Genomic DNA, 22,515 nt, shown 5'->3' on the forward strand with positions numbered 1-22,515 from the left:
ATCCTTTAAGCCATGACTTAAGAGGCTATGCTCGCAGAATGATCTTATTCCCGGATTTGCTCCAGTTACCCCACCAGTTGCGCCACCCGGAAGTGCGCGACCTGGCGTGGGTCATCCTTGCGCCGCCGATGCTCGGCGAACCGCCGTGGCCGCAGCGTCATCCGCTGGCCGGCAGCGACTGGGTGCAGGCGCCGGAGGGTCTGGAACGCTGGTTGCGAGAACTGGATCGCGACAGTTATGACTTGCTGCACTGGCTGGCGCAGTCGCGCACCCGACGCCTGGGCCTGTATTACGAACGCTTGTGGCAATACGCGGTGAAGCATGCACCGGGAATCGAGTTGATTGCCGCCAACCTGCCAATCCGCCGCGAAGGTCATACCCTAGGCGAACTGGACATGCTGCTGCGTGATCGTGACGGAGTGCATCACCTGGAACTGGCGATCAAACTCTACCTCGGCCCGCAAAACGGCGATGGGCATGACACGGCGACGTGGCTGGGGCCGGGTTGTCATGATCGACTGGACCGCAAACTGGCGCATTTGAGTCAGCATCAACTGCCGATTTCTGCCCGCCCGGAAAGTCGCGAAGCGCTGGCGGCGCTGGATATCCAGCAGTTCAGTGCGCATTTATGGCTCGGCGGTTACCTGTTGTATCCGTGGCCGGGGCAATCCGCCTCGCCGAACGGCGCCCATCCGCAGCATTTGCGCGGTAGCTGGTTGCATCAGAAGGATTGGGCTGACTTTGTCGTGCAGCGACCGTTCGGGCGCTGGCAACCCCTGCCCCGGCATGCCTGGCTCGCGCCGGCGCACTATCCGCTAGAGCAGACCTGGAGCACTGAACAGTTGAATACCTGGCTCAATGAGCTGGACCCGTTGGCCCCGGCGCAGTTGATGGTGCGGCTGACCGAAAACGCCAATGGCGAATGGGAAGAAGCCGAGCGGTTGTTTCTGGTGGCGGATCTTTGGCCGAATGTGCCGGGTAGTGGTTGAGATTTACAGCGCCCGGGCTGGCCCCTTCGCGAGCAGGCTCGCTCCCACAGGGGAATGCATTCCAAATGTGGGAGCGGGCTTGCTCGCGAATGGGGCCAACACGGTCTAAACGGACAACCGCACAGCCAACGCCGCCAACGTCACCAACAACACCGGCACCGTCAGCACAATCCCGACCTTGAAGTAATAACCCCAGCCGATCTTGATGCTCTTGCGCTCCAGCACATGCAGCCACAACAACGTCGCCAGACTGCCTATCGGAGTGATTTTCGGCCCCAGGTCGCTGCCGATGACGTTGGCGTAGATCATCGCTTCCTTGACCACGCCCGTGGCCTGGCTCGCATCAATTGAGAGCAGGCCGATCAGCACCGTCGGCAAGTTGTTCATGATCGACGACAGCAACGCCGTCAGCACACCCGTGCCCATCGCCGCGCCCCAGACGCCGTAACCGGCGAAGCCGTTGAGCCAACCGGCGAGGTAGTCGGTGAGCCCGGCGTTGCGCAGGCCGTAGACCACCAGGTACATGCCCAGAGAGAAAATCACGATCTGCCACGGGGCTTCTTTCATCACCTTGCGCGTGGAAATCTTGTGGCCGCGGGCGGCGATGCCCAGGAGCAGCGCCGCGCACACCGCGGAAATCGCGCTGATCGGAATCCCCAGCGGTTCCAGGGCAAAGCAGCCGACCAGCAGGATCACCAACACGACCCAACCGGCATAAAAAGTGGCTTTGTCGTGGATCGCCGTGGCCGGGTCGTCGAGTTGTCCGGGGTCGTAGGCCTTGGGAATGTCCTTACGGAAGAACCACATCAACATACCCAACGTCGCGGCGACGCTGACGAAGTTGACCGGGATCATCACCGCCGCATAGCGGTTGAAACCGATGTGGAAGAAGTCGGCGGAAACGATGTTCACCAGGTTCGACACCACCAGTGGCAGGCTCGCGGTGTCGGCGATGAACCCGGCGCCCATCACGAAGGCCAGGGTCGCGGCGGGCGAAAAGCGCAGGGCCAGGAGCATGGAAATCACGATCGGCGTAAGGATCAGCGCCGCGCCGTCATTCGCAAAAAGTGCGGACACCAGCGCCCCGAGCAACACCATAAAGGCAAACAGCTTGCGCCCGCTGCCCTTGCCCCAACGCGCCACGTGCAACGCCGCCCAGGCAAAGAACCCCGCCTCGTCCAGCAACAGACTGATGATGATCAGTGCGACAAAGGTACCGGTGGCGTTCCAGATAATCTGCCACACCAACGGGATATCGCTCAGGTGCACCACCCCGAACAGCAGCGCCAGCACCGCGCCAAACACCGCGCTCCAGCCGACGCCGAGGCCTTTGGGTTGCCAGATCACCAGGGTAATGGTCAGCAGGAAAATCAACGACGCAATGAGCATGCACAGCAGCCTTGAAAGACAATCGGGTGGGGGGACATGCAACAGAGTGGAGGGTCGGGGCGATAATTCCGTGACGCGAGACAAAATCCCGGTCACACCCAAATCCCCTTTGTGGGAGCGGGCTTGCTCGCGAAAGCGGTGGGTCAGTCAATATCAATGTCGACTGACACCACGCCTTCGCGAGCAAGCCCGCTCCCACAGGGGATTGGGGGCTATCGTTGAGTCAGCAGACTACAACCTGATGACATGCCCCTCGACCGGCGCCACCTGCCCATGAAACAGCCGCGATATTACACGTTGCACCGCCTCGTAGCCTTCACTCTCGACCACTTCAAGCAATAGCGTGGAAGTCGCGGTGACCAACCCATAAAACCGCTGCAACCCTTCACCAATATGCGGGCTGACCTGCGAGCCGGATGTTGTGCGGCAACCGCTGTTCAATGACGAAGTGCTGGCGATCGAACACCGGTTCACCGAACCCAAGCATCATCGGCGGCTGTTCCAGGAACTGTCGCAAAAATGGCGTGAGGCGTTTGCTGCGTGTGGGGATTTGCCTGTGCAACCGTCGCCAGCCACCATCGATGCCTGGGTGATCATGGCCTGGGGTGGGCGGCGGTATTTTGTGGTGGCGCAACCGGTGGCGGCTCAAATGGCGGCTTGGCTATTGGAAATTGAATCGATGTTCTGCGCCCGACTCGGTTACTAATGTGGGAGCGGGCTTGCTCGCGAAGGCGGCCTATCAGCCAACATCAATGTTGAATGTAAGGCCGCCTTCGCGAGCAAGCCCGCTCCCACAGGTTTTTGGGGTGTCAGGCTTTTTTGTGTTGCTCGACCCACTGCCCATACGCATTGATGAAGCTCTGCAAGAACGGCTTCACTGATTCATTCAACTTGCCCGCCTCGTCGAACGCTGTGCCGGCGCCACCCAGATACGCTTCCGGCTGCTGCATGCACGGCACATTGAGAAACACCATGGACTGGCGCAGGTGATGGTTGGCCCCGAAACCACCGATAGCACCCGGCGAAACACTGATCACGCCGCCCGGTTTGCCGCTCCAGGCACTCTTGCCATAAGGACGTGAACCCACGTCAATCGCATTCTTCAACGGTGCCGGCACCGAACGGTTGTATTCCGGGGTTACGAACAGCACTGCGTCGGATGAGCTCACTTGTTGGCGGAAAGTGCTGTAGGCTGCCGGCGGTGAAGCGCCATCGATGTCTTCGTTGTAGAGTGGCAAGTCGCCAATTTCGACGATGTTCAACTTCAGATTGGCAGGCGCCAGATCAGCCAGGGCCAATGCGACCTTGCGGTTGATCGATTCTTTTCTCAAGCTGCCGACCACAACGGCGATCGTATAGACGTTGCTCATGGAAGATTCTCGACTGTCCGATGGGAAGAGCCTGTAGTTATAGATGACGTTTCGATCAGCGGGCGAGCGAAAATCGCCGCCGCTGACTATTTTTTTCTTGTAGGAAAACTTACTTCGCCCAAGCACGGTCTACAGAACCGCAAATTGAGTGATTTATCTCCAGAGGTTCTAAGCAGATGGCAGCAGTACTCGTCGGTCAGTTCCATGCAAGAGACGCGGAAGGCCGCGTTTATTCCGTGCATGAGTTCCAGGAATCCAACCCGTCGGCAGACGGTGTCGAAGGCACGGAGCCTGTCACCACTTACAAACTGGCCATTGGCGATCGCATGAAGAAGCTCGATGACAATCGGTTCCAGTTAATCCAGTCGGATATCACCCTGACTCGCGAACCGGACACTTACATCGGTACCCTGCCGGAAACCACCGTCGCCTCATAACCCCGTGTTATGAGCAGAAGTCATATGCGCGCACTTGAGTTAGGATTCAGCCACTGACTCCCTCACCTGCTGAACATGGACTTCACGCATGCGTTTACGTCATATCGAAGTGATCCAGGCGCTCTTGCAGACCGGTCACCTGGGCACCGCCGCCGAATGGCTGCAGTTGCCGGTGGCCGAAGTCGAAGGGATTTTGCGCGACGCCGAGGGTCAGTTGGGCTTCATGCTGTTTTCCAGCGTGCGCGGCCGCTTGCAGGCCACACGCGAGGCGCGGGAGTTGCAGGTCGAGATCGCCCACGTTTATGAAGCCCTCGAACCGGTTCAGCGCCTGGCCAACAGTCTCAAGCAATACCTCGCGCCACCGCTGCGCGTCATCGGCACCCCGCCGCTGGCCCAGCAGTTATTGCCCCACAGCATCGCGGCCCTGCGCCGACGCTTTCCCGATGCGCCGTGCACCCTCCTCAGCCAACCCACCCGCGATATCGTCCGCAGCCTATTGTTGCGCGAAAGCGATCTGGGCCTGAGCCTGCACGACCCCGACCACGCTGATATCGATTGCCAGGTTATTGCCCAGGGCAAGCTCCAATTGCTGGCGCCCCACGGCTGGCTGCAGCCGAAGCAGAAGTATGTGTCGGTGCAGGATTTGGCCGGCCAATCGATGGTTGGCCTCGACGGTCATGATCCGTTGAGCCCGGCGCTGGAAACCAAGTTGCAGGCGCTACGCCCGGCCCTGGTGATCCAGACCCGCGTGCAGACTCATCAGATGATGCGCAGCATGGTCGAGGCCGGTGAAGGCCTGGCCATCGTCGACCCCTTCACCGCCCTCGGCGCCAAGGCGTCCGGGCTGGATGCTTGCCCGCTGGCCCCGGCGGTGCCGATCAGCCTCTACGCCCTGACCTTGAAGAACGCCGAGCCATCACCGGCCGTTCAGGCGTTGCTGGCGATCATTACGGAACAAGCCGTGGTGATGCTGGCGAGCTGATCGGGTTTTCCAGCGGGTTATCGAACAATCGATACCAGAACAACGCGACTTCGGCGGTGTTCGGATCGATGCCGCGATAGCGCAGATGATCGATCCCGCCAATCACATAGCCACAACGCTCGTAGAGCCGACAGGCGCCGAGGTTGTTGTTCTGGGTTTCGAGCATGATGCCCGGCAGTTTCTTTTTGCGACTCCAGAACTGCGCCACATCCAGCAGCGACTTGGCCACGCCATGCCGCCGGGCCGGCGCATGCACCGCCAACTCGTCGATATGCGCAAAGCCGTTCCAGTTGGTGCTGATCACCAGATGGCCGACTGGCTCGTCATCCAGATAAGCCATGAAAATCGCGCTGTCGGCGGCATCGCGGAAACTGCTGAACTCTTCCGGATCGATGCCGTAGCACTTTCGATAAGGGGTGATCGGCGTCACCGGCCATTGCGCCACCGGTTTGCCAATTTGCGCAGCACCGTAGGCGGCGACTTCAAAACTGAAATCGCTGCCCCAGATGTAAGCGGCAAAACCATCGTCGGCAACCCGCACCGACAGCCCTGGGTATTTCGGATTCATGACCGGTTGCATACTGGGAAAGGTCCTCATTCCTTGATGCAATCGACGGTGTACAACCGCCCATTGCCCTCATCTTCGTGTTGCAATCCGTGCACATCGGCGACAAATCCCGGGAAGCTGCTGTCGAAGGTACGGGCGAATGCCAGGTAATCGATGATCGATCGAGTCGATTCGGTGAAGCGCTCGCCGGGCATGATCAACGGGATCCCAGGCGGGTACGGCACCAGCATCACGGCGGCGATTCGCCCCTCCAGGGCATCGATCGACACCGCCTCAACCTCACCGCGTACCAATTGATCATAGGCGTCGGCGGGCTTCATGGCGATTTCCGGAAGCACGGTGTACATGCGTTTCAGGTGTTTGGCCGTGGCGTTGCTGCGGTAGCAGGCGTGCAGTTGATCGCACAGGTCGCGCAAACCCATGCCTTGATAGCGCGCCAGATTCTCCTGGGCCACACACGGCAGGCAACTGGCGAGGCTGGTGTTGGCGTCGTAGCTGCGCTTGAACTCCAGCAACTCGGTGAGCAGCGTGCTCCACTTGCCCTTGGTGATGCCCATGGAGAACAGCACCAGAAACGAATACAGCCCGGTCTTCTCGACCACCAGTCCGCGCTCCCAGAGGAATTTGCTGACCACCGCCGCCGGAATTCCGCGCTCGCTCAGCGCGCCGCCAGCGGTCAGGCCCGGCATGACCAGGGTGACCTTGATCGGATCGAGCAGCACGTAGTCATCGGTTACGCCGCCAAAGCCGTGCCAGTCCGCATCAGGCTGCAGCAACCAGTCTTCGGTGATGACCTGGGTAATGCCTTCCACCGACGGCGGCTGCCAGATGGAAAACCACCAGTCATCTGCGGCAATGTGCTGACGCAGATTGGCCAGGGCGCGGCGAAAGCTCAGGGCTTCGTCGAACATTTCCTGCAACAGCGAACGCCCGGCCGGACCTTCCATCATCGCCGACGCCACGTCCAGCGAAGCGATGATGCTGTACTGCGGCGACGTGGAGATGTGCATCATGAACGCTTCGTTGAAACGGTCGCGATCCAGTTGCCGCGCGCCGCCGTCCTGCACATGAATCATCGACGCCTGACTGAACGCCGCCAGCAATTTGTGCGTGGAATGCGTGGTGAACACCAGCGGGCCGTCTTCACTGCGCGAGGTGCCCATGCCGTAGCGCCCGGCGAAGAATTCGTGAAACGCCGCGTAGGCGTACCAGGCTTCATCGAAGTGCAGGACCTCGACGCTGTTGCCGAGGTTCTGCTTGATCAGCTCGGCGTTGTAGCAGAGGCCGTCGTAGGTCGAATTGGTCACCACCGCCAGCTTGACCTTGGGCGCGCGGCCCTTGGTCAGAGGGCTGGCGTCGATCTTGGCCTGGATCGATTCGCGGCTGAATTCGCTCAGCGGTATCGGGCCGATGATCCCCAGTTCATTGCGCTCCGGACACAGGTACAGCGGGATGGCGCCGGTCATGATGATCGAGTGCAGGACCGACTTGTGGCAGTTGCGATCCACCAGCACCAAGTCATCCCGGGCGACCATGGAGTGCCAGACGATTTTGTTGGCCGTGGAAGTGCCATTGATCACAAAAAAGGTGTGATCGGCGCCGAAATTGCGCGCTGCCCGGGCCTCGGCTTCGGCCAGCGGACCGGTGTGATCGAGCAGCGAACCGAGTTCCGGGACTGACACCGACAGATCCGAACGCAAGGTGTTTTCGCCGAAAAACTGATGGAATGCCTGCCCCACCGGACTCTTGTGATACGCCACGCCACCACCATGCCCGGGAGTGTGCCAGGAATAGTTGGAGTCGGCGGTGTGCTGTACCAAGGCCTTGAAGAACGGCGGCAGCAGACCATCGAGGTACTTGCGCGCCGCACGGGCGACCTGGCGGGCGAGGAATGGCACGGTGTCTTCGAACAGATAGAGAATGCCACGCAGTTGATTGAGCTCGGCCATGGCGTCGGCCGGGGCGTTTTCCAAAGTGACTTGTTCGCCCAGCGCGAAGATCGGCAAATCCGGCGCACGCACCCGCGCAAGACCGATCAATTCGGCCATATTGTGTAACAAATGAGAATGGACGCTGGCGTCTTCGGCGGCGATCAACATGCACGAGAGGCCGTGATGGGTCGAGGCAACGAGCCGCCCTTCGGTGTAATCCACCGCACTGAGAATGCTGAAACCTTCTTGCTCCAGTTCCCGGGCGATACCCCGCACGCGGTCACCGGCAACAGTGTCGGCCTTGATGTCGCGGTGGACGATCAGGACCGGGAATTTCAAATCTTTATACATGGGGCTCAGTGTCCTGAGGCGGCAGACCGTGGTCTGCCAATTCCCTCAGGGTAGAGGGTTGCGGCGGATGTGGCGAGCGCGGATGCCCCGAAGCGGGTCAGTCAGCGCACCATCATGTGGCCATCAATCGCAATCTGAAATGATGATCAGAGGTTGACGCGGGACCTTGTGGCGAGGGGGTTTACCCCCGTTCGGCTGCGCAGCAGTCGTAAATACTGCGAATGCGGTTTATCTGAAAGTAATGCAGGGGCCGCTTCGCGGCCCAACGGGGGCAAGCCCCCTCGCCACAGGCAAGCTCCCTCGCCACAAAGGCCTTCAGCCTGCAGCCTGCGCCTTGGCATCTGCCAACTGCTGCCACAACGACGGCGCACCGGCGGATTTGGCCACTGCTTCCAAACGTGCGAGGTGCTGCGCGAGGTCATCTTCGCTGGCGCGGATGATCCGGGTTGGTTGGCGATCGGCTGGCAGGCGACGAATTTCGGTGGCGGAGTTGTCCGCGCCCTCGCCCGAACCGTTGCCGTCAGACGCGTTACCCGCCAGGGACAGGCTGGTCTGGCCGCCGGTCATGGTCAGGTAAACGTCGGCGAGGATCTCGGAGTCGAGCAAGGCGCCGTGGAGTTCACGGCCGGAGTTGTCGACGCCATAGCGTTTGCACAACGCATCGAGGCTGTTGCGCTGACCCGGGTGACGTTCACGGGCCATCATCAGGGTGTCGAGGATCGAGCAATGCTGGGTGATGTCGGCGCGGTCGTGCTGGCCCATCAGCGCGAATTCGTTGTTGATGAAGCCAACGTCGAACGCCGCGTTATGGATGATCAGCTGCGCGCCCTTGATGAATTCGAAGAACTCATCGGCCACTTCGGTAAAACGCGGCTTGCCGACCAGAAATTCGTTGGTGATGCCGTGAACGCCGATGGCGCCCTCATCACTCTCGCGATCCGGTTGCAGATAAACGTGGAAGTGCCGGCCCGTGAGGCGCCGACCGATCAACTCGACACAACCGATTTCGATAATCCGGTGGCCGTCGGTCACCGGCATGCCGGTGGTTTCGGTATCGAGTACAACGGATCTGGTGGCCATCAGTGTTCAGCTCTCAACGGGTCAATCGTGCAAAAGCGGCGATCTTAACATGCTCACCACAGGAGCAAAGCTTGCTCGCGAAACAGACAGCGCGGTCTTTCAGGTCGACCGCATCATCGTTCTTCGCGAGCAAGCCCGCTCCCACATTTGAAACGCATTCCCCTGTGGGAGCGGGCTTGCTCGCGAAGGCCGCGCCGCAATTAGTCCTGCTTGTAACCGCGCACTTCATCCACGCCGCGATTGGCCAATTGGTCAGCCCGTTCGTTGCCGTGGTGGCCGATGTGCCCGCGCACCCATTTCCAGGTCACGGTGTGGCGGTTGACCTGTTCGTCCAGCAGCTTCCACAGGTCAGCATTTTTGACCGGTTCTTTCGCGGCGGTTTTCCAGCCGCGTTTCTTCCAGTTGGCCATCCACTCGTTGATGCCTTTCATCACGTACTGGGAGTCAGTCACCAGCAGCACGTCGCAGGAACGCTTGAGTTCTTCCAGGCCTTTGATCGCGCCCATCAGCTCCATGCGGTTGTTGGTGGTGTTGGCTTCGCCGCCCCACAGTTCCTTCTCGACGCCCTTGCACACCAGCAGTGCGCCCCAGCCGCCGGGGCCGGGGTTGCCTTTGCAGGCGCCATCAGTGAACAGTTCTACGCTATCGCTCATGCCAATCTATCCAGAAAATGCGGTGGCTCGCCGATCCAGGATCGACGATGCCCGAGGCCGGGCTAACCCGGCCGGGAAAATAAAGAATGTTTACGGCTCGATATGACGACGATTGACCTTGGCCATCGGCAACGGAATCAGCTTGCCCATTGGCTCGCGTCGCTCCTGACGCACGGGGCGCAGGCCGACCACGATCTTGCGTGCCACCAATAGATAGAAGCCGCCGCCCGACAGTTGCCAGTCACCGGCCTTGCGCTCCCAACCCGCCAGACGGCTCTGCCATTTGGGTGACGCAAGCGGCGGACGATAGCACCCGAAGCGGCGTTTCTCCAGTGCGAAGCCCAGCAGGTTCAGCCAGTCGCCGACCCGCGACGGCGAAATGCAACGGGCCTTGCGCAAGGCGTCATGGGCGAACACATGGCGCAGGCCCCAGGTGCTCCAGGGATTGATGCCGATGATCAACAGATGCCCGCCGGGCCGCACGCTGCTTGCCGCTTCGCGCAACAAACCGTGGGGCGACAGGCAGAAATCCAGCCCGTGCTGCAACACCACCACATCGGCGGCGTGCTCGCTCAAGGGCCAGGCCTGTTCTTCACAGACGATCTCGACCCCGGGCAATGGCGCACCGAGCCTTACATTACGCTGCACTTGCGGCGCCGACGGCGGTGTTTCGGCCGATGGCCCGTAGTGCACGAGGTAGCCGCCGAAGAACCGGCCCAACTCGTCTTCGAGCATGCGCCGTTCTTCGTCCAGCAGAAATTGCCCGATCGGGCCGGACAACCATTCACGGGCGGCGCTGATCAATGTCAGCCACTCAGGATCGGCCTGAGCGAACGCTTTATCGGTCATTGCATTCTCCAAAGCGCCAGGAAGTTCTAAGATGCACCATTGTTTTCCGCTTGGCGAATCCGACGATGATACAGATCAGTGCCCTGCCCGCCTTCACCGACAACTACATCTGGTTGTTACAAGACCACCGCACCCAACGCTGCGCAGTGGTCGATCCGGGCGACGCCGCGCCGGTCCAGGCCTGGCTGGAGGCGCATCCGGGCTGGGTGCTCAGCGATATTCTGATCACTCACCACCATCATGACCACGTTGGCGGCGTCGAGCAGCTGAAAAAAGCGACAGACGCGAAAGTCTACGGCCCGGCCAGCGAAACCATCCCGGCGCGGGACGTCGCGCTCAAGGATAACGACCGTATCAACGTGCTGGACTGGGACTTCGATGTCTACGCCGTTCCCGGCCACACCCTTGGGCATATTGCCTTTTATCACCATGGCCTGCTGTTCTGCGGCGACACCCTGTTTGCCGCCGGTTGCGGCCGCCTGTTTGAAGGCACTCCGGAGCAGATGCACACCTCGCTGACGCGCCTGGCGTCGTTGCCTGAGGACACGCTGGTGTATTGCACCCACGAATACACCCTGAGCAATCTGAAGTTTGCCGCAGCGGTCGAACCGGGCAACCCGGACACTGCCGCGCGTCTGGAAAAAGTCAGCGCGCAACGCGAAGCCGGAATCATGACGCTGCCCTCTACGCTGGCGCTTGAAAAGCTCACGAACCCGTTTTTGCGTGTCGATGAAACATCCGTTAAAGAAAAAGTGGACGAACGGAATGGAACCCAAAACCGGGGTCCGAGTGCGGTTTTTGCTGCCTTGCGGGCTTGGAAAGATAAGTTCTAAGCTGGCTACCTATTGGTACAAAAATTCTGAATGGTTGACCGCGGGGGGTACGCTTTCTAGAATCCCCCGACATTTTTGCCCGGAACTTACTTCCAGCCAATGTCGTCATCTATTCGTAAAGCCATCAATTCAGACGCATTGACCCGCTTGGCTCAAGCCATCGCGGTGGCTGTGTCCGCCACTTTGGCGGGCTGTTCAAGCCATGTCCCGCAACCCGAAGCCACACACGTTCCGAATATTGCCGCCCGAGCCAAGCAGAAACCCATCTGGCTCAGCGAGAAACCAACACCGCAAGTACCGCAGGACGTCTGGGAGCGCATGCGCCAGGGCTTCCAGCTGCAGGACAACCTGGGCGTCAACCCGCGTATCGAGCAACAACGACTGTGGTTCGCCAGTAACCCGTCCTTCCTCGAAAACGCCGGCGAACGCGGCAGCCTGTACATTCACTACATCATCGAACGTCTTGAAGAACGCAACATGCCGCTGGAACTGGCGCTGCTGCCAGTGATTGAAAGTGCCTACAACCCGATGGCCTATTCCCGGGCCGACGCGGTGGGTCTTTGGCAATTCATCCCTTCCACCGGGCGTTACTACAACCTGCGTCAAACCCGTTTCTATGATGGCCGTCGCGATATCACCGCTTCGACCACAGCGGCCATGGACTACCTGACCCGCCTGCACGACATGTTCAACGGTGACTGGTTGCTGGCCCTAGCGGCCTACAACGCCGGCGAAGGCACGGTCAGCCGCGCCATTGAGCGTAACGAGAAGCTCGGTCTGCCAACCGATTACTGGAACCTGCCGCTGCCGGCCGAAACCCAGGCCTACGTGCCAAAATTGCTGGCCCTGTCGCAAGTGGTACTGGCGCCGGAAGCCTACGGCGTTAACCTCAACCCGATCGCCAACGAACCGTACTTCCAGGTCGTCGAAATCAACCAGCGCATGGACCTGTCCAAGGTTGCTGCGGTGGCCAACATCGATGAAGACGAACTGTTCCAGCTAAACCCGGCCTTCAAGCAACGCACCACCATCGACGGTCCCCAGCATTTGCTGGTGCCGACGTCCAAGGCGCAACTGCTGACGGCCAGCCTGTCGACCATGCGCCCCGAAGAGTTGATCAGCTCGCGACCACTGAAACCGGTGTTCGAAGGCGCTGACGACAACGAAATCGCCAAACTCAAGCGCGCCTACCGGGTGAAACGTGGCGATAACCTCGCTGCTATTGCCAAGGCCAACAAGGTCGATGTCAAAGACCTGCAGCGCTGGAACAAGATGACCGGCAAGAACCTCAAGGTCGGCCAGACCCTGGTCATGCAGGACAACACCAAGCGCAGCGCCGGCCGGATCAACACGGTCGTCGCCGCGAGCGGCAAGTCCAAAGGCAAGGACACCGGCAAGACCGTCGCCAAGACCCAGCAGACCTACAAGGTCCAGCAAGGCGACTCGCTGTATATGGTCGCCAAACGTTTCAACGTTGAGATGCAACACCTAAAGCGCTGGAATCCTCGGGTTGGCCAGGCGCTGAAGCCTGGGCAAATGCTGACGGTGTCTTCGCCACGCTAACAAAGAGCCCCTGAATCCAGGGGCTTTTTTTTGCCTGCTATTTGAGGGCTGAAACAAATCCCCTGTGGGAGCGGGCTTGCTCGCGAAAGCGGTGTGTCAGACAACTATTGGGTGGCTGGAAAGCCGCATTCGCGAGCAAGCCCGCTCCCACAGGTTCTGCAGCATGCAGGCCCACCGCATGTGCAATTAACAGCGCATTAACCCCCTGTCTTTTTCCTGTCGATACAAGCTGTTACTGTACGGCCCACAAAGCCCAAGCCGCCTGGATCGGATCTCTGACTTGAAGCGTCCCCTCCTCCTTCTCCTGATCAGCCTGGCCTTGAGCTCCCCCGCAAGCGCGACGATCAGCGAAAGCCATGGTTATGCGCAGTTCGGCACGCTCAAGTACCCGGCCAGATTTACCCACTTCGACTGGGTCAACCCGCAAGCGCCCAAGGGCGGTACATTGCGGGTGATGGCGTTTGGCACCTTCGATACGCTCAATCCGTACACTTTCAAGGGTTCAAGCCCGGTTTCCACGCCGAATTTCCTGCAATACGGGATCAACGAGCTCAACGAACCGCTGATGGTCGGCACCGGCCAGTACGCGCCGTCCGGCGACGAGCCGACTTCAAGTTATGGCCTGATCGCCCAAACGGTGGAATACAGCGAGGACCGCAGCTGGGTGGTGTTCAACCTGCGCCCCGAAGCGCGGTTCCACGATGGCACGCCGATCACCGCCTACGACGTGGCGTTTTCCTACCGTTTGCTGCTCAAGGAAGGCCATCCGCAGTACCGCACCGCCCTCCAGGAAGTGCTGCGGGTCGACATTCTCAACCCGCAGCGCATCCGTTTCGTGTTCAAGCGCGCCGGCAATCCACTCCTGATCCTGCGCCTGGGCGAGATGCCGGTGCTGCCCCAGCACTACTGGAAAGGTCGCGACTTCAAGGCCACCACCTTCGAACCGCCGCTGGGCAGCGGGCCGTATCGGATTACCTCGGTGCAACCGGGACGCCAACTGGTCTTCGAACGGGTCAAGGATTACTGGGGCAAGGACTTGGCGGTCAATCGCGGCAAGTACAACTTCGATCGCATGGAAGTCGAGTTCTACCGCGACAGCGACGTGGCCTTCGAAGCCTTCAAGGCTGGCGAATTCGACATCTACATCGAGCACCAGGCGAAGAACTGGGACAACGGCTACAACTTCCCGGCAGTGCGGCGTGGCGATGTGATCAAGGCGCAGATCCCGCACCAGATCCCGACTCAGAGCCAAGGCCTGTTCATGAACACCCGGCGCCCGGCCTTTGCCGAGGTCAAGGTGCGCGAAGCACTGGGCTTGATGTTCGACTTCGAGTGGACCAACCGCACCCTGTTCAGCGGCGCCTACAAGCGCGCCATGAGTTACTACCCCAACAGTGAATTCGAAGCCAGCGGGCTGCCGGTCGGCCACGAATGGCTGATGCTCAAGCCGTACCGCGAGCAGTTGCCCGCCAAGCTCTTCACCGAGCCCTTCAGCCTGCCGCAGACCGAAGGCCGCGGCATCCCTCGGGAAACCTTGCGCAAGGCCTTGGGCCTGCTCAGCGAGGCCGGCTGGAAACTCAATGGCCAGCGCGTGCAGAACGCCAACGGCCAGCCGCTGCGGTTCGAGATTCTGCTGGTCAACCCGAACCTGGAACGGATCCTCCAGCCCTACGTCGAGAACCTCGCCAGCATCGGCATCGACGCACGGCTGCGCACGGTGGATCGCGCCCAGTACAAACAACGCCTGGATCAGTTCGATTTCGACATGATCCTGATGACTCTCAACCAGACCCTCAGTCCGGGCCTGGAGCAATGGCAGTACTTCCATTCCAGCCAGGTCGGGGTCAAGGGCAGCAAGAACTACGCCGGTATCGCCAACCCGGTGGTCGATCATTTACTCGAACAATTGCTCGCCGCCCAGACCCGGGATGAACAGGTCGCCGCCGGCAAGGCCCTCGACCGGGTGCTGCTGTGGCAGCACTACATCATTCCCAACTGGTACCTCAATTACCATCGCCTGGCCTACCGCAATCGGTTCGCCTTTGTCACGACGCCGCCCTACACCCTGGGCCTTAGCGCGTGGTGGCTGAAGTCTTCGGAGAAAGATCAATGAAACCCGTACGCGCCCTGCTCCTGCAGGCCAGCGGTCTGTTGTTCGCCGGGCTGGCCTGCGCCGCCCCGCAACATGCCTTGACCCTGTACAACGAGCCGCCGAAATACCCGGCCGACTTCAAGTACTTCGACTACGTCAACCCGGACGCGCCCAAGGGCGGGATCTTCCGCCAGGCCGGTTTCGGCGGCTTCGACAGCCTCAACCCGTTCATCAGCAAAGGCGTGCCCGCCGACGATGTCGGGATGATCTACGACACCCTGGCCAAACAGGGCCTGGACGAACCGTTCACCGAATACGGCCTGATTGCCGGCAAGATCGAGAAAGCCCCGGACAACAGCTGGGTGCGTTTCTACCTGCGCCCCGAAGCCCGCTTCCACGACGGCCACCCGGTGCGTGCGGAGGATGTGGTGTTCAGCTTCCAGACCCTGATCAAGGACGGCGCCCCGCTCTATCGCGGTTACTACAGCGATGTCGCCGACGTGGTCGCCGAAGACCCGCTGACGGTGCTGTTCAAGTTCAAGCACAGCAACAACCGCGAACTGCCACTGATCCTCGGCCAGTTGCCGGTGCTGCCGAAACATTGGTGGGCCAGCCGCGACTTCAACAAGGGCAACCTGGAAATCCCGCTGGGCAGCGGCCCTTACAAAGTCAGCGAAGTGAAGGCCGGGCGTTCGGTGCGCTATGAGCGGGTCAAGGATTACTGGGGCAAGGATCTGCCGGCCAACCGTGGTTTCTACAACTTCGATGTGATGACCACCGATTATTACCGCGACAACACCGTGGCCCTGGAAGCGCTCAAGGCCGGGCAGTTCGATTACTGGCTGGAGATGACCGCGAAGAACTGGGCCAACGCCTACAACATCCCGGCAGTCACCGAAGGCCGGCTAATCAAGGAACAGATCCCCAACGGCAACCCGACCGGCATGCAAGGCTTCGTCTTCAACCTGCGCCGCCCGGTGTTCCAAGACATCCGCGTGCGTCAGGCGATGACGCTGCTGCTGGATTTCGAATGGACCAACAAGCAACTGTTCAACGGCGCCTATGCGCGCACCCGCAGTTATTTCGAAAACTCGGAAATGGCCGCCACCGGCCTGCCGGACGCCGCTCAACTGGCGATCCTCGACCCGTTCCGCAGCCAGCTCCCGGCCCAGGTCTTCAGCGAGGCGTTCGAAAACCCTACGACCGACGCCAGCGGCATGATCCGCACCCAGCAACGCAAGGCCTATCAGTTGCTGCAAGAGGCCGGCTGGAAGATCGTCGACGACAAAATGGTCGACGCCACCGGCAAACCGGTGACCATCGAGTTCCTGTTGGCCCAGACCGAATTCGAACGGGTGCTGCTGCCGTTCAAGCGCAACCTCAGCGACCTCGGGATCGACCTGGTGATTCGCCGGGTCGACGTTTCGCAATACATCAACCGTGTGCGTTCCCGGGACTTCGACATGATCGTCGGCAGCTTCCCGCAGTCCAACTCGCCGGGCAACGAACAGCGTGAATTCTGGATGTCCGCCGCTGCCGACAAACCCGGCAGCCGCAACTCCATGGGACTCAAAGACCCGGTGGTGGACCAGTTGGTCGAAGGCCTGATCAACTCAGATTCACGCAAAAGCCTGGTGGCCCACGCCCGTGCGCTGGACCGCGTGCTGCAATGGGGCTATTACGTGATCCCCAACTGGCACATCAAGACCTGGCGCGTGGCCTATTGGAACCATATCGGCCATCCAAAAATCTCACCCAAGTACGACGTCGGCATTGCCACCTGGTGGGTCAAGCCTGACGCGAAACCGGCGGTAGAAGTCGAAACCAAACTGCAAGCCGACCCTGCGGGCACGGAGTAATCAATGCTGGCGTATATTTTTCGGCGACTGCTGCTGATCATCCCGACCTTGTTCGGCATTTTGCTGATCAACTTCGTGATCATCCAGGCTGCCCCCGGCGGTCCGGTGGAGCAGATGATCGCCAAGCTCGAAGGCTTCGAAGGCGCCACCAGCCGCATCGCCGGTGGCGGTGCCGAAGTGTCGGTGGCCGGCTCGGCCTATCGCGGCGCCCAGGGCCTGGACCCGGCGCTGGTCAAGGAAATCGAGCACATGTACGGCTTCGACAAATCGGCGCCGGAACGCTTGTGGATCATGGTCAAGAACTACGCGACCCTGGATTTCGGCGACAGCTTCTTCCGCGACGCCAAGGTCATCGACCTGATCAAGGAAAAGATGCCGGTGTCGATCTCCCTCGGGCTGTGGAGCACGCTGATCATGTACCTGGTATCGATCCCGCTGGGGATCGCCAAGGCTACGCGGCATGGCAGCCACTTTGACGTCTGGACCAGTTCGCTGATCATCGTCGGCTACGCGATCCCGGCGTTCCTGTTTGCGATCCTGCTGATCGTGCTGTTTGCCGGCGGCAGTTATTTCGACTGGTTCCCGTTACGGGGCCTGACCTCGAACAACTTCGCCGAGCTGAGCATGGGCGGCAAGGTCCTCGATTACTTCTGGCACCTTGCACTGCCGGTAACGGCGCTGGTGATCGGCAACTTCGCCACCATGACCTTGCTGACCAAAAACAGCTTCCTCGATGAAATCAACAAGCAGTACGTGGTCACCGCCAAAGCCAAAGGCCTGACCAATCATCGCGTGCTCTACGGCCATGTGTTCCGCAACGCCATGCTGCTGGTGATCGCCGGGTTCCCGTCGGCGTTTATCGGGATTTTCTTCACCGGTTCGCTGCTGGTGGAAGTGATTTTCTCCCTCGACGGCCTCGGCCTGATGAGTTTTGAAGCGGCGATCAACCGTGACTATCCGGTGGTGTTCGGCACGCTGTTTATCTTCACGTTATTGGGGCTGGTGGTGAAACTGATCGGCGACCTCACGTACACCCTGGTCGATCCGCGCATCGACTTCGAACACCGGGAGCATTGAGATGAGCCTGTCCCCCCTCAATCGCCGCCGTTTCGAACTGTTCAAGGCCAACAAACGTGGCTGGTGGTCGCTGTGGCTGTTCCTGATCCTGTTTGGCGCCAGCCTCGGCGCCGAACTGATCGCCAACGACAAACCGCTGGTAGTCCATTACGACAACGGCTGGTACTTCCCGGCGCTCAAGCGCTACCCGGAAACCACCTTCGGCGGCGAATTCCCGCTGGAAGCCAACTACAAGAGCCCGTACATCCGTGAACTGCTCAAGGCCAAGGACGCCTGGATTCTGTGGGCGCCGATCCCCTACAACTACCAGAGCATCAATTACGACCTGAAAGTCCCGGCCCCGGCGCCGCCCTCGGCGGACAACCTGCTGGGCACCGACGATCAGGGCCGCGATGTGCTGGCGCGGGTGATCTACGGCTTCCGGATTTCGGTGCTGTTTGCCCTGACGCTGACCATTCTCAGCTCGATCATCGGCGTGATCGCCGGGGCGTTGCAGGGCTTCTATGGCGGCTGGGTCGATCTGGCCGGGCAGCGTTTCCTCGAAATATGGTCCGGGCTACCGGTGCTGTATCTGCTGATCATCCTCGCCAGTTTCGTGCAACCGAACTTTTGGTGGCTGCTGGGGATCATGCTGCTGTTCTCGTGGATGAGCCTGGTGGACGTGGTGCGTGCAGAGTTCCTCCGTGGGCGTAACCTCGAATACGTGCGCGCGGCCCGGGCGCTGGGGATGCAGAATGGCGCGATCATGTTCCGCCACATTCTGCCCAACGCCATGGTCTCGACCATGACCTTTATGCCGTTCATCCTGACCGGCGCCATCGGCACTTTGACCGCGCTGGATTTCCTTGGCTTTGGCCTACCGGCAGGCAGTCCATCACTGGGTGAACTGGTGGCTCAGGGCAAATCCAACCTGCAAGCGCCGTGGCTCGGCATGAGCGCGTTTGCCGTGCTGGCGCTGATGTTGAGTTTGCTGGTGTTTATCGGCGAGTCCGCTCGCGATGCCTTCGACCCGAGGAAGTGAAATGAATCAGGACAATCTGATCGAAGTGCGCGACCTCGCCGTCGAATTTGTCGTCGGCGAACGCGTGCAACGGGTGGTCGAAGGCGTCAGCTTCGATATCAAGCGTGGCGAAACCCTGGCCCTGGTCGGTGAAAGCGGCTCCGGCAAATCGGTGACGGCGCACTCGATCCTGCGCCTGCTGCCCTACCCGCTCGCCCGGCACCCGTCCGGCACCATCGAGTATTCCGGGCAAAACCTGCTGGGCCTGAAAGAGAAAACCATCCGTCACATCCGTGGTAACCGGATCGCGATGATTTTCCAGGAGCCGATGACCTCGCTCAATCCGCTGCACTCGATCGAGAAGCAGATCAACGAGATCCTCGGCATCCACAAGGGCCTGACCGGCAAAGTCGCGACCAAGCGCACGTTGGAACTGCTGGAGATGGTCGGCATTCCCGAGCCGCACAAGCGCCTCAAGGCTCTGCCCCATGAATTGTCCGGCGGCCAACGCCAGCGGGTGATGATTGCGATGGCCCTGGCCAACGAGCCAGAACTGCTGATTGCCGACGAACCGACCACCGCCCTGGACGTAACCGTTCAGCTGAAAATCCTCGAATTGCTCAAGGAATTACAGGCCCGCCTGGGCATGGCGTTGTTACTGATCAGTCACGATTTGAACCTTGTACGAAGAATTGCGCATCGCGTATGTGTCATGCAGCGCGGTTGCATCGTCGAACAGGCATCGTGCGAAGAGTTGTTCCGCGCGCCGCAGCATCCGTACACTCGGGAACTGCTGGCAGCGGAGCCCAGCGGCAAGCCGGCGACCAACGTTATTGGCCCGCCATTGCTGCAGGTCGAGGACCTGAAAGTCTGGTTCCCGATCAAAAAAGGCTTCTTGAAAACCACGGTGGATTACATCAAGGCGGTGGACGGGATCAATTTCAGCCTGCCCCAGGGCCAGACCTTGGGGATCGTGGGTGAAAGCGGTTCCGGCAAATCGACGCTCGGCCTTGCGATTTTGCGGCTGATCGGCAGCAAAGGAGGCATCCGTTTTGAGGGCAAGCAGCTAGACTGCCTGACGCAGAACGAAGTTCGACCGTTGCGTCGCGAGATGCAGGTGGTGTTCCAGGACCCGTTCGGCAGCCTGAGCCCGCGGATGTGTGTGAGCCAGATCGTCGGCGAAGGCCTGCGGATCCACAAGATGGGCACCGAGGCGGAACAGGAACAAGCGATTATTGCGGCATTGAAGGAGGTAGGCCTGGACCCGGAAAGCCGGAACCGCTACCCCCACGAATTTTCCGGCGGGCAACGGCAGAGAATCGCCATTGCCCGGGCATTAGTGCTAAAACCGGCATTGATCCTGCTGGACGAGCCGACGTCGGCCCTCGACCGGACAGTGCAACGCCAAGTGGTGGAGCTGTTGCGGTCACTGCAAACCAAGTACAACCTGACGTATCTGTTTATCAGCCATGACCTGGCTGTCGTCAAAGCGCTGAGCCACCAGTTGATGGTGGTCAAGCATGGCCAAGTGGTCGAACAGGGAGACGCGCAAAGTATCTTTGCCGCCCCCCAACATCCGTATACACAGCAGTTGCTGGAAGCCGCTTTCCTGGCACCAGCCACTGCGCAATAACCTGAAAGAGAGGAGCAACACATGGGTTTTCTCGCCGGTAAGCGCGTACTGATCGTCGGTGTCGCCAGCAAGCTGTCCATCGCATCCGGCATCGCTGCCGCCATGCATCGCGAGGGCGCTGAGCTTGCCTTCACTTATCAGAACGACAAACTGAAAGGTCGTGTTGAAGAATTCGCACAAGGCTGGGGCTCGAGCCCTGAGCTGTGCTTCCCGTGCGACGTGGCCAGCGATGAAGAAATCGCCAAGGTCTTCGAAGAACTGAGCAAGAAGTGGGATGGCCTGGACGTGATCGTTCACTCCGTCGGCTTCGCACCGGGCGACCAACTGGACGGCGACTTCACCGAAGCCACCACCCGTGAAGGTTTCCGCATCGCTCACGACATCAGCGCCTACAGCTTCGTGGCCCTGGCCAAGGCTGGCCGCGAAATGATGAAAGGCCGCAATGGCAGCCTGCTGACTCTGTCGTACCTGGGCGCCGAGCGCACCATGCCGAACTACAACGTCATGGGCATGGCCAAGGCTTCCCTGGAAGCTGGCGTACGTTACCTGGCCGGCTCCCTGGGCCCGGAAGGCACCCGCGTCAACGCCGTATCGGCTGGCCCGATCCGCACCCTCGCGGCTTCCGGCATCAAGAACTTCCGCAAGATGCTGGCTGCCAACGAAGCGCAAACCCCGCTGCGTCGCAACGTCACCATCGACGAAGTCGGCAACGCCGGCGCCTTCCTGTGCTCGGACCTGGCGTCCGGCATCAGCGGCGAAATCATGTACGTAGACGGTGGTTTCAACACCACTGCGATGGGCAACATCGAAGAGTGATCTTCGGTTAGCGCATAAAAAAACCCGCCGAGATTGGCGGGTTTTTTTATGCCTGGATTTCAGTGGTGAACACAGATTCCCTGTGGGAGCGGGCTTGCTCGCGAAAGCGGTGTGTCAGGCGACATATCTGGTGGCTGGAAGACCGCATTCGCGAGCAAGCCCGCTCCCACAGGGGGTTAGGTGTTGTGTGTGAGACACCGCGCAAACAATTGCTGAATCGGCTGCATGCGCTGGCTATAGCGCTGCAACAACACAATCTCGCGATAGAACGTCAATTCCCCCAACGCAATCACCCGCACCTTCGCCCCATGCTCCACCCACAACCCCGCCTCGGGCAGCAGCGAAACGCCCAACCCGCACTCGACCATTTTCACAATCGCCTCCAGCTCATCCAGTTCCAGCGCCACGCGCACGTCAATCTGCTGTTCGCGCAGGAACCGCGTCACCAGGCGTCCGCCGAACGAGTTGCGGTCGTAGCGCACGTGAGGATGGTCGGCGAGCAGTTGCAGCGGATCATCGCCCTCCAAATCCGCCGGCACGATCAGCACAAACGGTTCTTTGCGGATGACCTGCGCCGACAATTCCTTGGGCAGTTCAAACGGCGGCTTGATCAGGATCGCCAGATCCACTTCGCCGGTGTCCACCTGGCTCAGCAGATTCAACGACACCCCCGGCACCAGTTTCGGCTCCAGCAATGGCGCCTGCTGCCTCAACCGCAACAACGCCTGAGGCAACAAACCGGTCTGCACCGTGGCCACCGCGCCGATCTTCAATTCGCCACGGTATTCACTGACGTCATCACTGACCGCCATGCGCGCGAAGGTTTCCAGCATCTCGCGGGCCATCGGCAACGCCCGCTCGCCCGCCGCATTGAGCAGCGCCTGACGTCCGGTGCGGTCAAACAAACGAATGCCCAGCGCCTGTTCCAGATTGCGAATCTGTGCACTGACCGCCGATTGCGTCAGGCCAATGTGCATGCCGGCCGCCGCGAACGTGCCGTAGCGGGTCACCGCGATAAAGGTTTTCAGTTCCCGCAACATGGC

Annotated in this window: 20 protein-coding genes; 12 read left to right on the forward strand and 8 right to left on the reverse strand. The window is 60.4% G+C overall.

Translation table 11 applies throughout. The features are described from left to right. Positions 1-38 precede the first annotated feature (38 nt). Positions 39-989 carry a DUF1853 family protein gene (locus NK667_RS13595; RefSeq protein WP_054615073.1) on the forward strand — a complete coding sequence of 317 codons (951 nt, stop codon included), beginning with the start codon at positions 39-41 and terminating at the stop codon, positions 987-989. A 105-nt stretch (positions 990-1,094) separates the two neighbouring features. On the opposite strand, the gene NK667_RS13600 is transcribed toward NK667_RS13595, so the two are convergent. Further along, complete coding sequence (locus tag NK667_RS13600; RefSeq protein WP_054047553.1) at positions 1,095-2,378, reverse strand: arsenic transporter; 1,284 nt, start codon at positions 2,376-2,378, stop codon at positions 1,095-1,097. Positions 2,379-2,799: 421 nt separating this feature from the next. On the opposite strand from NK667_RS13600, the gene NK667_RS13605 reads away from it, so the two are divergent. Beyond that, positions 2,800-3,084 carry a hypothetical protein gene (locus tag NK667_RS13605; RefSeq protein ID WP_236708593.1) on the forward strand — a complete coding sequence of 95 codons (285 nt, stop codon included), beginning with the start codon at positions 2,800-2,802 and terminating at the stop codon, positions 3,082-3,084. Positions 3,085-3,187: 103 nt separating this feature from the next. On the opposite strand, the gene NK667_RS13610 is transcribed toward NK667_RS13605, so the two are convergent. Next, positions 3,188-3,748 (reverse strand): NADPH-dependent FMN reductase, encoded by a 561-nt coding sequence (locus tag NK667_RS13610; protein WP_054047551.1) that lies wholly within the window; start codon positions 3,746-3,748, stop codon positions 3,188-3,190. Positions 3,749-3,924: 176 nt separating this feature from the next. Here NK667_RS13610 and NK667_RS13615 point away from each other — a divergent pair, with 176 nt between their 5' ends. Both NK667_RS13615 and NK667_RS13620 read left to right on the forward strand, forming a co-directional pair. Then, complete coding sequence (locus NK667_RS13615; protein ID WP_054047549.1) at positions 3,925-4,185, forward strand: hypothetical protein; 261 nt, start codon at positions 3,925-3,927, stop codon at positions 4,183-4,185. An 88-nt stretch (positions 4,186-4,273) separates the two neighbouring features. After that, complete coding sequence (locus NK667_RS13620) at positions 4,274-5,167, forward strand: LysR substrate-binding domain-containing protein (RefSeq protein WP_054047547.1); 894 nt, start codon at positions 4,274-4,276, stop codon at positions 5,165-5,167. On the opposite strand, the gene NK667_RS13625 is transcribed toward NK667_RS13620, so the two are convergent. From NK667_RS13625 to NK667_RS13645, 5 genes are all read right to left on the reverse strand, one after another. Then, a complete protein-coding gene (locus NK667_RS13625) occupies positions 5,133-5,747 on the reverse strand; it encodes a GNAT family N-acetyltransferase (RefSeq protein ID WP_054047545.1) in 615 nt (204 codons plus the stop codon). The genes NK667_RS13620 and NK667_RS13625 overlap by 35 nt on opposite strands. Before the next feature lie 14 nt (positions 5,748-5,761). Next, complete coding sequence (locus NK667_RS13630) at positions 5,762-8,017, reverse strand: Orn/Lys/Arg family decarboxylase (protein ID WP_054615074.1); 2,256 nt, start codon at positions 8,015-8,017, stop codon at positions 5,762-5,764. Between the two features lie 315 nt (positions 8,018-8,332). Further along, positions 8,333-9,097 (reverse strand): DNA polymerase III subunit epsilon, encoded by a 765-nt coding sequence (gene dnaQ / locus NK667_RS13635; RefSeq protein ID WP_054047534.1) that lies wholly within the window; start codon positions 9,095-9,097, stop codon positions 8,333-8,335. A gap of 200 nt (positions 9,098-9,297) precedes the next feature. Continuing rightward, positions 9,298-9,750 (reverse strand): ribonuclease HI, encoded by a 453-nt coding sequence (gene rnhA / locus NK667_RS13640; RefSeq protein ID WP_054047533.1) that lies wholly within the window; start codon positions 9,748-9,750, stop codon positions 9,298-9,300. A 90-nt stretch (positions 9,751-9,840) separates the two neighbouring features. After that, a complete protein-coding gene (locus NK667_RS13645) occupies positions 9,841-10,599 on the reverse strand; it encodes a class I SAM-dependent methyltransferase (RefSeq protein WP_054047532.1) in 759 nt (252 codons plus the stop codon). Positions 10,600-10,664: 65 nt separating this feature from the next. Between NK667_RS13645 and gloB the strand changes: the two genes are divergently transcribed. From gloB to fabI, 8 genes are all read left to right on the forward strand, one after another. After that, positions 10,665-11,432 (forward strand): hydroxyacylglutathione hydrolase, encoded by a 768-nt coding sequence (gloB, locus tag NK667_RS13650; protein WP_054616265.1) that lies wholly within the window; start codon positions 10,665-10,667, stop codon positions 11,430-11,432. 99 nt (positions 11,433-11,531) lie between these two features. Continuing rightward, positions 11,532-12,995, forward strand: a complete 1,464-nt coding sequence (locus NK667_RS13655; RefSeq protein WP_054047531.1) for a transglycosylase SLT domain-containing protein — start codon at positions 11,532-11,534, stop codon at positions 12,993-12,995. 280 nt (positions 12,996-13,275) lie between these two features. Beyond that, entirely contained in the window at positions 13,276-15,108 is a 1,833-nt protein-coding gene (locus tag NK667_RS13660; protein ID WP_054615075.1) for an extracellular solute-binding protein, read from the forward strand. Further along, positions 15,105-16,946, forward strand: a complete 1,842-nt coding sequence (locus tag NK667_RS13665; protein ID WP_054047528.1) for an extracellular solute-binding protein — start codon at positions 15,105-15,107, stop codon at positions 16,944-16,946. The genes NK667_RS13660 and NK667_RS13665 overlap by 4 nt, the downstream gene beginning before the upstream one ends. Positions 16,947-16,949: 3 nt before the next feature. Next, positions 16,950-18,023, forward strand: coding sequence for a microcin C ABC transporter permease YejB (locus NK667_RS13670; RefSeq protein ID WP_054047527.1), 1,074 nt, complete (start codon positions 16,950-16,952; stop codon positions 18,021-18,023). A gap of 1 nt (position 18,024) precedes the next feature. Continuing rightward, the gene (locus NK667_RS13675; RefSeq protein WP_054047525.1) at positions 18,025-19,044 is read left to right on the forward strand and encodes an ABC transporter permease; all 1,020 of its coding nucleotides are present in this window, start codon (positions 18,025-18,027) and stop codon (positions 19,042-19,044) included. Position 19,045: 1 nt separating this feature from the next. Next, complete coding sequence (locus NK667_RS13680; protein ID WP_054615076.1) at positions 19,046-20,656, forward strand: ABC transporter ATP-binding protein; 1,611 nt, start codon at positions 19,046-19,048, stop codon at positions 20,654-20,656. 21 nt (positions 20,657-20,677) lie between these two features. Further along, positions 20,678-21,472: an enoyl-ACP reductase FabI gene (gene fabI / locus NK667_RS13685; RefSeq protein WP_054047522.1), complete on the forward strand. Its 795-nt coding sequence runs from the start codon at positions 20,678-20,680 to the stop codon at positions 21,470-21,472. Between the two features lie 176 nt (positions 21,473-21,648). Here the strand turns inward: fabI and NK667_RS13690 are convergent, their stop codons facing one another. Next, a complete protein-coding gene (locus tag NK667_RS13690; protein ID WP_054615077.1) occupies positions 21,649-22,512 on the reverse strand; it encodes a LysR family transcriptional regulator in 864 nt (287 codons plus the stop codon). Positions 22,513-22,515: the final 3 nt, after the last annotated feature.

This window comes from Pseudomonas nunensis (assembly GCF_024296925.1).
Lineage (GTDB): Bacteria > Pseudomonadota > Gammaproteobacteria > Pseudomonadales > Pseudomonadaceae > Aquipseudomonas > Aquipseudomonas nunensis.

Excerpts from the sequence above, each read along its gene's own strand:
- gloB (WP_054616265.1), top strand. The coding sequence starts at position 10,665 with ATGATACAGATCAGTGCCCTGCCCGCCTTCACCGACAACTACATCTGG.
- NK667_RS13630 (WP_054615074.1), bottom strand. The coding sequence starts at position 8,017 with ATGTATAAAGATTTGAAATTCCCGGTCCTGATCGTCCACCGCGACATC.
- rnhA (WP_054047533.1), bottom strand. The coding sequence starts at position 9,750 with ATGAGCGATAGCGTAGAACTGTTCACTGATGGCGCCTGCAAAGGCAAC.
- NK667_RS13595 (WP_054615073.1), top strand. The coding sequence starts at position 39 with ATGATCTTATTCCCGGATTTGCTCCAGTTACCCCACCAGTTGCGCCAC.
- NK667_RS13670 (WP_054047527.1), top strand. The coding sequence starts at position 16,950 with ATGCTGGCGTATATTTTTCGGCGACTGCTGCTGATCATCCCGACCTTG.
- NK667_RS13610 (WP_054047551.1), bottom strand. The coding sequence starts at position 3,748 with ATGAGCAACGTCTATACGATCGCCGTTGTGGTCGGCAGCTTGAGAAAA.
- NK667_RS13680 (WP_054615076.1), top strand. The coding sequence starts at position 19,046 with ATGAATCAGGACAATCTGATCGAAGTGCGCGACCTCGCCGTCGAATTT.
- fabI (WP_054047522.1), top strand. The coding sequence starts at position 20,678 with ATGGGTTTTCTCGCCGGTAAGCGCGTACTGATCGTCGGTGTCGCCAGC.
- NK667_RS13645 (WP_054047532.1), bottom strand. The coding sequence starts at position 10,599 with ATGACCGATAAAGCGTTCGCTCAGGCCGATCCTGAGTGGCTGACATTG.
- NK667_RS13665 (WP_054047528.1), top strand. The coding sequence starts at position 15,105 with ATGAAACCCGTACGCGCCCTGCTCCTGCAGGCCAGCGGTCTGTTGTTC.
- NK667_RS13620 (WP_054047547.1), top strand. The coding sequence starts at position 4,274 with ATGCGTTTACGTCATATCGAAGTGATCCAGGCGCTCTTGCAGACCGGT.
- NK667_RS13655 (WP_054047531.1), top strand. The coding sequence starts at position 11,532 with ATGTCGTCATCTATTCGTAAAGCCATCAATTCAGACGCATTGACCCGC.
- NK667_RS13615 (WP_054047549.1), top strand. The coding sequence starts at position 3,925 with ATGGCAGCAGTACTCGTCGGTCAGTTCCATGCAAGAGACGCGGAAGGC.
- dnaQ (WP_054047534.1), bottom strand. The coding sequence starts at position 9,097 with ATGGCCACCAGATCCGTTGTACTCGATACCGAAACCACCGGCATGCCG.
- NK667_RS13625 (WP_054047545.1), bottom strand. The coding sequence starts at position 5,747 with ATGCAACCGGTCATGAATCCGAAATACCCAGGGCTGTCGGTGCGGGTT.
- NK667_RS13600 (WP_054047553.1), bottom strand. The coding sequence starts at position 2,378 with ATGCTCATTGCGTCGTTGATTTTCCTGCTGACCATTACCCTGGTGATC.
- NK667_RS13690 (WP_054615077.1), bottom strand. The coding sequence starts at position 22,512 with ATGTTGCGGGAACTGAAAACCTTTATCGCGGTGACCCGCTACGGCACG.
- NK667_RS13675 (WP_054047525.1), top strand. The coding sequence starts at position 18,025 with ATGAGCCTGTCCCCCCTCAATCGCCGCCGTTTCGAACTGTTCAAGGCC.